At 57.2% G+C, this 9,469-nt stretch carries 8 protein-coding genes; all 8 read right to left on the bottom strand.

Going from position 1 to position 9,469, the window contains the following annotated elements:
- A partial coding sequence (locus tag VMU57_RS20335; protein ID WP_325386776.1) for an FkbM family methyltransferase occupies positions 1-392 on the bottom strand: 392 nt, incomplete at its 3' end.
- Between the two features lie 23 nt (positions 393-415).
- The gene (locus VMU57_RS20330) at positions 416-1,384 is read right to left on the bottom strand and encodes an NAD(P)-dependent oxidoreductase (protein WP_325386774.1); all 969 of its coding nucleotides are present in this window, start codon (positions 1,382-1,384) and stop codon (positions 416-418) included.
- A gap of 18 nt (positions 1,385-1,402) precedes the next feature.
- Entirely contained in the window at positions 1,403-2,389 is a 987-nt protein-coding gene (locus tag VMU57_RS20325; protein ID WP_325386773.1) for a glycosyltransferase, read from the bottom strand.
- A gap of 360 nt (positions 2,390-2,749) precedes the next feature.
- Positions 2,750-3,316, bottom strand: coding sequence for a hypothetical protein (locus VMU57_RS20320; RefSeq protein ID WP_325386772.1), 567 nt, complete (start codon positions 3,314-3,316; stop codon positions 2,750-2,752).
- A 265-nt stretch (positions 3,317-3,581) separates the two neighbouring features.
- Positions 3,582-5,036 (bottom strand): hypothetical protein, encoded by a 1,455-nt coding sequence (locus VMU57_RS20315; RefSeq protein WP_325386770.1) that lies wholly within the window; start codon positions 5,034-5,036, stop codon positions 3,582-3,584.
- Positions 5,037-5,204: 168 nt separating this feature from the next.
- Positions 5,205-6,068, bottom strand: coding sequence for a glycosyltransferase (locus tag VMU57_RS20310; protein WP_325386768.1), 864 nt, complete (start codon positions 6,066-6,068; stop codon positions 5,205-5,207).
- 1,003 nt (positions 6,069-7,071) lie between these two features.
- Positions 7,072-8,577, bottom strand: coding sequence for a B12-binding domain-containing radical SAM protein (locus VMU57_RS20305; RefSeq protein WP_325386766.1), 1,506 nt, complete (start codon positions 8,575-8,577; stop codon positions 7,072-7,074).
- Between the two features lie 57 nt (positions 8,578-8,634).
- A partial coding sequence (locus VMU57_RS20300; RefSeq protein ID WP_325386764.1) for a DegT/DnrJ/EryC1/StrS family aminotransferase occupies positions 8,635-9,469 on the bottom strand: 835 nt, incomplete at its 5' end.

The raw sequence follows: 9,469 nt of genomic DNA, 5'->3' as shown, positions 1-9,469 counted from the left end.
TACTGGAAGTTCTCCAACCGTTGGTCATGACGGGGCACAAGTCTTAGCTCTTTCGGGTATATCTTATAGAAGGACCAATGGAAACCTCGGAAGAGCGCAAAGATGTCCTTGAGGAGGGCTCTCGCGTCGATATTGCAGCCGCCGTATTCAAGTTGGATGGCTCCAACTTGGCCTGACCTGAGCATGTGAATCATCCCCTTGCACGCCTCGACCTCATGTCCTTCGACGTCCATCTTTACGAGATCGATGAATTCAATTCCGTGTTGGAGACCATAACGATCCACGGTATGGAGAACGATGTCTTCCTCATGCTGCGTAGAAGAGCCAAAGCTCTCCACGCCTTCGCGCGCGTAAAGAGAGTTCATTGTGCTGCACTTGTCAAAGACGATCATTTTCGCTTCGCCAGAGGTCGATCTCATTCCAAAGTTATTGCAGACGCTTCCAACCCGTTGGGGCGGCATCCTTGGAGATACACGCTGCGCATCCACTCGACGGTGCGGCGAACCCCCTCTTCCAACCGAACCGTTGTTCGCAAACCAAGGTCCCGCTTGGCCTTGGAGTTGTTTACCCTCTTGTCCTTCGTGGTCATGAGCTCCGGGTCCGCAAAGCGGGCAATGTTCGGCTCAGCGGCCGAGGCGGCAAGTACGTAAGCCGCGAGAGTCTCGATATCGTGGTACTCGTCTCCGGAGATGTTGTAGACCTCTCCAGGAATGAAGTTCTCTACGATGTTGGCCAGAGCGTGAATTGTGTCGTCGATGTAGGTTGAGGTGCGATGGTGGCCTCGGTATACCGTGAAGGGGAGGCTGTGGATGGCGCGGTAGCAGAAAACGCAATTCACGCTTCGGTAGGGACTGTAATATTCTCCAGGACCATACGTATTGAACAGGCGAACGCGCACAGTTTCCGTACGATGCCGGGCCTCTGAATTCAGGACCTGCATCTCCCCAACCCATTTCGATATGGCGTAGTCATTGAGTTGCTTAATCTCTACCCGGTCCATGACGTCTTCAGACATCTCGCCTGAGTAATCTCCGTACACCTCAGAACTGCTGAAGAGGATCAGGCGAAAACGCTGGGTTTCCTGCCACCGGATGACATTTTTTGCCCCAATCGCGTTTGTCCGCCAGAGCGTGTCGTAGTAGTCCTCGCCGTTCCAACGCCCGAACTCGGCGGCGAGGTGGTAAACGTAGTCGAACTTGGCAGCAGAAGCTACACGCTCAAGCTGCCGCGCGGAAGATACGTCGCAACGCAGGTATAACAGATCGTGATGATGTGGCAGGTCGGCGATCCACACCTCGTGGCCGCGTCGACGGAGAAGCTCAACGAGCGGCGTGCCGATCGTGCCGAGTCCTCCAGTTACAAGGATTTTCTTGGAAATTGCCATCCTAGGTCGTACCTCCTATCAGTATGGGTGCAATGTTTGCGTTTCAGCGGGACGCCATCTCACGACGAAGTCGCTGCCCGGTATGCGCACTCGAAGCAGATCAAAGGCGAAGTCAAGCCGGCGCTCCCAAGTGTGTTCCCGGCGCGCGCGGGCGGCTGCCGCGTTTCCGATGGCCATCGCTTCTTCAGGCCGGTCAAGGTAATAACGAATCTTTTCGGCTGCCTCTCGAAAATTGTCGTAAAAAACGATTTCTGCGTTCTCGGCAAACAAAGGGTAGAGGTCTTCGTTGCGGCTGGTGATGTAGAGCGCGCCGGCCATTGTCGCGTCAAAATCCCGCAGCTTAAGAGTACAGAGGTCCCGGCGGTGGCCAACCGTTCCCACCCCCAGCACGATCAATGAACTCCCAAAAAGCTCCGCCATGCGCACTGCTCCCACCGGTCCATTGGGCCAGCCCGGACCATATATCGCGAGAGGAATCCCGCTGCGGGTGAGATGTCGTACCAGACTCCGCCGTACGCCGTAATTCCCTCCGATGAAACACACCACGGGCTCCCGCTTGGCAGCTGGAACAAAAAGTTCAGGGTCGCTGCCAAAAGGCCAGTACACCGACGGGTACCCATGGCACCAGTAACGTTCGCAGCACTCGTGGGAACTTGTAAGTGTGAGGTCCAACCCGGGGCACAACCCTCGGGCCCCAATCCAATTACCTCGATATGGCCGCCAGTTCCATGGCAGCCGATCATCCATCGCGATGTTTACAGTGGCAACTCCTAGAGCTTGTATCTTTCGAAGCGCCCCGGCAGACATGGTGTTGCCCCACATCTGGCCGATCAGAATATCGAGCCCCTGCGAATGCTTTAGCTCCCGCACCCGGTCGACGAGCAGGGCGCTATTGCGCGCAATCAACCCTGGATCGAGCGGCCTTGTTGGGAACTCCTGCAGATAGCTTCCTCTCTCGTCACAGAACGAAGCGACGCGCCCAAACTTAGCCAGGGCAGTGAGCATTCCCGACTGATCCTGCGAAGGATCGGCACCGACCCAAAGCAGTCGTAGCGCCCCTTTTGCTTGGCTTTCGAGATGGATACCACGCACCTGTAGGCGCTGCCGAACGGCAGCGGTTGCGTGAGAGAGTGTGTACGAAACCGCAACGCGCTTACAAAGAGAGCGATACTGCCGGGAAATGGCCCGGGATTGCCATCGGTCCCGCATTGCCTTCAAAGAGGCATTGACTGCGTAAACAGGTTCGAAGCGCTTCAAATATTGGCTAACGCTGGATTTCATAAGCTAACGCATCCCTGCGGAAATTGCGCGCCTGGCGAGCGGCGCCATGTTTACACCATCCCACGGCAACGCAGGTCGGTCGTCTCATGCTGAGGCATGCTCGCTTATGGAACTAGGAAACAGACCACGTTCTCTGACGAGGCGCGCGAAAGCCCTGTATGTCCGCTGGTTGTAGTGATACGGGAGGCCCTGCCGGTCCTCCGCAGTCGAATCTTCTGGCCAATCGACCATGGCCTCGTCCACCGCGAGCGAGCAGAACGGCTCAAACTGCGGCGCAAGCGCCTCCACAGCCTCGCGAATTCTATCGGCGCGTCTTCGGAAAGCTTCTCGTCCTTCCAAAGCTTTCGGAAAGTGTAGGAAGATGACCGGCACCCGTCCAAACCGGCTACGCAACACGCTAAAAAAACGCTGGTACGCCGCGTAGAACGTATCCTCGGCGAGCAAGCCAGCGCATGAGAATTGCTCGTTAAAGCTCCGGGTGGGGTTGAGATCGGAGTAGCCGCAGCAGAAACGCCACCCTTGGCCTCGACGGAAGAAGATCTGGTCCGTAAGCTCAGCAAAAGAGTCCATGAAAACGAAAGCTGGAGGATGAGCCGGTCGCCACCACCCGACATTCTCCTCCTGCACAATCAGCGGCAGATTCGTACGCATGTGCGGCGCAACCTCCCGGGTCCGCGGCCGCAGGGCCGGGTTGCCCCACCAAGCTAGGAGTTGATCCACACGTCCTTTCTGAACGTTCACTACTGGCAGCCGCGTCCCGGTGAGCGCGAGCACATCGCGTCCCAGGCAAGCAAACCGTCCCAGGATCCAGTTGGCAGCCCAAGAAGAGCGCCATTGACAGCGCACCGCATGGATACGCACCAAAGCCTCGCACGTCATAGGTCTGTTCAGAAGGCCGTAATGGTCTACCAGACTCCTAACTTCGCACCTCTGGAGGAATGGCGGAGGATTTTAGACCGCGCTCGATCAGAACTGCCAAGCCCGCGAGCAAGTACAGTCCCCCACCAAGCAGCGCCACGACTGCCGTCAGAATTGAGAGCGGGTGCATTGCGCGGGCGAGCACGACGAACGCGACGACCATTGGAAGCGCGAGAACGAGAGAGCCTCCCATCTTCCGCCAGGGCCAGCGGGCCGGGAGAACGGAAGCTGTTTTCAGGACAGACACGATGAAAACAACGGCTGTCCCTGCCGCCGCCGCCCAGAAGGCCCCGACGAAAGACCAGTGCGGCACTAACAAAGCCGTCGCTGCCAACGTCGCTGCTCCCCCGACTGCCACAGGCGAAATGGCGACCTTCATATCCATCTTGGCCATGGCTAACATGGTAAACATACCGTTTACCCCACGAAGAGTTTCGGCAAGCGCGGGAATGGCTGCGAACTCGCCAACCACTTGAAAGCGCGCTCCAAGCAGCATTTTCGCGAGGAACGGTCCGGCCGCGCCCACGTAGCAACCCACCAGAAGGAGCGCTGGGATGTACACCGCGGCAAAATTTTCCCAGGCGCGGGCCAAATGAACGGGGTCGGCACCATGAAGGTCGGCATAAAACTGAGGTTCGTAGAGGTGCTGCAGCGTGAGGTCCGCCATCAAGATGGGAGCTGCCGCAAGCCCGTAGCCGACCGCAAACATTCCGAGGGCTTCCGGGCTCGCAAGCCACGCAAGCAGAATACGATTTCCCTGTGATTGGAACCACCAGAGGAGTGCCCGGAAGGAAATTGGCCAGGCAAACGGAATGACCAAATTCCACCGAAGTCCGAGCCCCTCGGCTGTCTTTGCCTTGTTCAAGTCCTTCGGATTTTCTTTTTGAAGGGCTCGCCAGAGCAAGATGAGCGACAGCGCACCTACCAAGTAACCTAAATCTTGCCCGAAATACCATGCGCCGGCCGAACGGCGTCTCAGAATGAGAAGCAGAGAGCAGACAAGTCCGATCCACACCGTGGCGTTCGAGAAGAGCACGAAGGGAATTCGGCGGTGAATGAGATTAAGAGCCGTGCTTCCTGCGATGTACGCGCAAGAAAAGAACACGTTCAGACCTATAAGAACACCCAAAACTGACGCGCTCATCCCCGCGACCCACCCGAAGCGCCGCTGAACGAGCCAAACTGCAATTCCACTGAGAACCGCAACCACCGCGACGTAACCGAAGAACCGCTTCAACTCTCTATCCCAGGTCCCGAGGCGAAGCCAGGTGTTGAATGCTCGCTGGCAAAACTGCCATACCGGAACCACCATGATCAGGCTGAAAGCTGCAGCAATGATGCCAATTTCTGCTAGGCTACCGACATCTTTGGGCAGTAGATATTCGGTCAGTACGCGAGTTGTCGCCAAGCCCCCCAAGGCCTGCACCAAGCGGCCAGCAGCCAGCGGGCCCAAATCCCGAATGTGGAGCCTCCGAATGTGCCCAGGCGGGTTGCGCTTGCTCGCCTCGGAACCCCAGCCGGGATGTACCGCCGTGGTTGTTTCAGCCACCGGGACGCTCCACCCGCGCCGCCACGCGCCGAAACGGCTGTGTCGGCATCGAAAGGCGAGTAGTCAAAGATTTCATATTGGGGCACCGCACAGAACGGACCGGACTAGATGGTAGAGCCGCCACGTGAAGAGATTGTTGAACAAATTGATCGGCAGATAGGCGAGAAGGGCCAAGCGCTGTAGCAACGGCAGAGGCGACTCCGAGACTCCTCCCCAGAAAGCCTTGAGCACCCTCCATTGATGACGCGCTCGAAAAAACTCTAGCCGGAGCGCCCGGCCACGCCACTTAGTCGGGGTATACTTCGTCCGATCCTTTCGCCGATAGGAAAAGAGCCGTTGTTCCACCGTTACGATGCGGTGGCGCGCAAGAAACTTTAGAAAATACAGGTTGTCAGCGTTCCACCAGCAGTCCGGGTCGGGATAAGTAAATGGCAGAATCGCCTGCAGCCACTTCGTGCGAAAGATCCCGAAGGTAAGGAGCGGATTTCGGAATTCCAAGTAGACGAGGAGGTTGCGCAGGCAGGAATCCTCGGCACGGAATGGTCGGGGCCGAATGCTAACGCTTACCAGACTCCGTCCTTCTTCGTCGATCCAATCATAGTTGCAGAATGCCATCCCGAGGCGCGGGTCACCCTCCAGCTCGGTAACCAGCGTGGAGATGAACTCCGGGTGCCAGTGGTCGTCGTCACAGGCGATCATGCAGTAGCGGCCGGAAGCCATCGCGACGAGGCGGGTGCCGGCAGCCTGCGGGTCCCGCTGCCGGTCGTCGAGCATGTAGCGGATGCGGGAGTCCCTCTCGGCCTTGCGCTGCACAATTGCGGCGGTTCTGTCGGTCGAGCGATTGTCGAGGACCAGGATCTCCAGGGTGCGATAAGTCTGATTGACCAAGCAGTCGAGCGCCTCGGCAAGCCAGCGCTCGCCGTTGAAAACCGGCATACAGATACTCACCAGAGGCTGATCTTCACGAGGGAACATCCCGCGCACTGAGAAAGGCACGTCTCTCCTCCCCCGAAGGTGGTTCTCGCCCACTGCTCTCCTAACCTCGCCTAAGATTGGGGAATCTCCCGCCCTGTGTGTCTGCTGGGACTCGCCCCGTGCGCGACGTTCACGAACGCCAGCCCACCCACGGCCATAGGGGAAGGCCGAACACTACGTAAAGCCACCGCAAGAGTAGCGCCGACGCTAGGAGTGGAAATGCGGCGGTCCCCCGGCGCAGCGGACGCAGTCAAGCCAGGTGTTGTCGGCCCGGCGAAAAACAGTACCGAGTGGGTGATCAATAGCCCAGTGAATAGTGCCACCAAGGTGCCTAGTTCGTTGGCCACCCCGACCAGGACCGGCCCGAGCTCAATCGTGAGCGCCCAGATCGTTCCCGCCTGTCCGACCACTTGTATCAAGCGGCCACCCACTGGAAGGCCGGCATCGAAGCGTACGTTCTTTCTGGGGCCATCGGTAGCCCGCTTCTTCCGCTCCGCCCCGCGCTACGAGTCAGTTCAGTGGTCTGGCTGTAAGACCCAACACCTACGACCCCGTTGATATCTGTATTCTGAGTCATCACTTCGACCTCGGGTGCATCAGTTATGATTCAACTTTGCCGGACAGGATTTGGGCTAGCCTGAAAAGACTGACCCGCCGTAGCGTGAGCAGGCCGTCTCAACCGCGGCAGAGGCATTCGAAAGGATGATGAGGAAAGAGATTTCTCTATTTTGGATTGGCATCGTTCTTTCAAGCGGTCGTACCGTGCGTCCAACACACTTAAGCGTTGTCCGTCTAAGGGCTGTCCGGCGGTAAGGCACAACAGTTCCCCTGGGCCCCTTCCACGGGGCTAGCTACAACAGCCTGCGTGCGGGTTCCCGTGCAACCCCAATAGGGTAGTAGAGAGCCCTGCTGTGCTCTTGAACCTCTCTACCAGGCCCCTGGCAATCGTGATCGTTGAAGACCATCATGCGTAATGCCGAACAAGTCTGTGGGAGGTCATCTCACGAATGTGCTTGGCAGCTTCCTCTCCAAATTTCTCAGTCGCCGCTTCGAGATATTCGGGATTTGTAAAGTACGCTTGAAACGCAGAGTCCCGGAAGCGCAATACCTCCGCGGCTGAAAGGTACCGAGTGGGAAGAGGTAGAGTATCCACCGAGTGCTGCGAGTATCCCGACCACTTCTCCGGAAGCGGCCATCCCTGCTGGAGGGCGATGTCGTATAGCTTGGAACCCGGATAAGCCATGGCGCTGTAAAAATTCGCAAACTCACAGTTGAGTTGCATGGCCATGTCAAGGGTTGCTTGCATGGTCTGGAGGCTGTCCTCGGGTAGTCCTAAAATATAATTTCCAATCACGTTAATGCCTGCGGCCCGCACGGCTTCCAGAGTTCTGTAAATGTCCTCCTGACCAAAGCCTTTTTGTACGTCTTTTCGAACTTGTTCGTTCGCAGCCTCGATCCCGAAGGCCAGCCAGTTAAATCCCGCGCGTTTGAGCTTCTCGAGCATCCCGTCCTTAACCGTGTCCACGCGCGCATAAGCCCAGATGTTTAGGTCGTAGCCCCGCTCAATGATCAAATCGCAGATCGCCGAGACATGGCGCGGGTTTAGAACAAACATCTCGTCGGCGATCTTGATGTTGCGCACACCATAGTTTTCAACGAGGTGGCCGATCTGATCTGCGATCGACTGAGGGCTCCAGAACCGGTAGCTATTGACACTTTCGTTGTAGCCCAAAGTTTTCTCGCCGCCCTTGAAGGGCGTCTGAATGCAGCAGAACGTGCAGTGGTAAGGACATCCCAGGGTGGTGTAGAAAGCCCCGTAGGGTTGGCGTTGGAGATTCCCCAGGCAGTGCCAGTTGTGGGCGCGGTACTTCTTCATGGGAAGGAGGTCCCATGGGAGCTGGGGCATTTCCTGGTCAAGATCCTTGACAAGTGGAGCCGGGACCGTGTGTCGAACCGTTTCACCATCTCGATACCAGAGGCCACGAACTTTGCTGTAATCAGGCTGAGCAAGTCGGAGAGCCTGCAAGAGGTCCAAGATAGTGAAGGGCCCCTCTCCTCCACAAACCAAATCTGGTTTTTCCTCTCGGAGCGTTTGCTCAGGAAGGGCCGCCACATGGCCTCCGAGCAAGAGCACCTTCAAACCAGGAGCCTTTTCCTTTAGCACCGTACAGACTTGGCCCGCGGCGGACATGTTCTGCGTCGAAGCCGAGGGTTGGTGGCCATAGACGACCACTACAGTCAAGAGAGGATTTAGTTCGGTCACGTGCTCGGCGACCTGCTGAGGGGTCAAATCCTCCGCTTCAGCGTCGAGCAGTTCCACGGAGAATCCCCGTCGGCGAACAAACGTGGTAATCAATCCTGCCCACACGGGCGGCTCAATCGCACTCAACTCGCTCCCGAGAGACTGGTATACCTGCTTCCGGCTCGGGGGATTGATGACGACGAGGTCCAGCTTTCCTAAGCGTGACATAGCGGTGTCCTCTTCCTGCAGACCGTCCTTATGTGAAGTCCTTTGATTCGATCAGAATTAAGGTTGTCCCGGCAGAGCATTTAAAATGGAGCATAGATCAAGGATCTTGCTCTTCTCCAGTTCGGGGTAGTTGCCGATATAGAACCCGTAGAAATGCACGTGGTCCACGTTCGGAAACTTCGCAAATTCCGTTTCCCCCACGACTTTCTTCAGGTAGGGTTGCCGAAGCTGGTTGCCGCCTCCCGATGTGCCGCGGCGGAATTCTACCCCGTGATGGCGCAAGGATTTCATGACGTTCTCGCACAGTACCGGGTCCGGATGCTTCAGAATCAAAGTGAAGGCGTAATTGCAGCTTCCGGCGGTTTCAAAGTCCGTGCGGTACTTGGCCGGGTCAAGATTCTCGAGAAAAAGTCGAAGGTTCTCGCTCCGGCGTTGGTTATTCTGGTCGAGCCGCCGGAGCTGGGACCGTCCGATCACGGCTCCGAGTTCTGTGGGCCGCACGTTATAGCCGGGAAAAGCAAAAATAAAATCCGGATTCAGGTCGGGGCATCGCGCGCGGTACGAACCTCTCAATTCCTCTGAGGTCGATTCCCGGACCATCCCGTGGGAACGCAGCATGCGAAGAATCTCATAGAGGTATCGGTCGTTGGTTGAAATCATCCCGCCCTCGATCGTGCTCATATGGTGGGCGTAATAGAACGAGAAGTTGGAAATCATACCAAAGGTGCCAAGCTTGGCGCCGCAAAACGTTGCTCCATACGATTCGCACACATCCTCAATGAGCGGGACATTGCGTTGTCGGAGCTCATCGAGAAGTCTCTGGTCGAGCGCGTTGTACCCGAGCACATGGGTAAGGAACACCGCCTTTGTACGCGGTGTGAGTTTGGCGATA

Origin of the sequence: Edaphobacter sp., assembly GCF_035532915.1 — a bacterium.
Classification (GTDB): Bacteria; Acidobacteriota; Terriglobia; order Terriglobales; family Acidobacteriaceae; genus Edaphobacter.
This window is presented reverse-complemented; position numbering and strand designations above follow the sequence as displayed.

Coding starts and splice junctions, on each gene's coding strand:
- VMU57_RS20330 (WP_325386774.1), bottom strand. CDS start 1,384: ATGGCAATTTCCAAGAAAATCCTTGTAACTGGAGGACTCGGCACGATC.
- VMU57_RS20325 (WP_325386773.1), bottom strand. CDS start 2,389: ATGCTCACTGCCCTGGCTAAGTTTGGGCGCGTCGCTTCGTTCTGTGAC.
- VMU57_RS20320 (WP_325386772.1), bottom strand. CDS start 3,316: ATGCGTACGAATCTGCCGCTGATTGTGCAGGAGGAGAATGTCGGGTGG.
- VMU57_RS20310 (WP_325386768.1), bottom strand. CDS start 6,068: ATGCCGGTTTTCAACGGCGAGCGCTGGCTTGCCGAGGCGCTCGACTGC.
- VMU57_RS20305 (WP_325386766.1), bottom strand. CDS start 8,577: ATGTCACGCTTAGGAAAGCTGGACCTCGTCGTCATCAATCCCCCGAGC.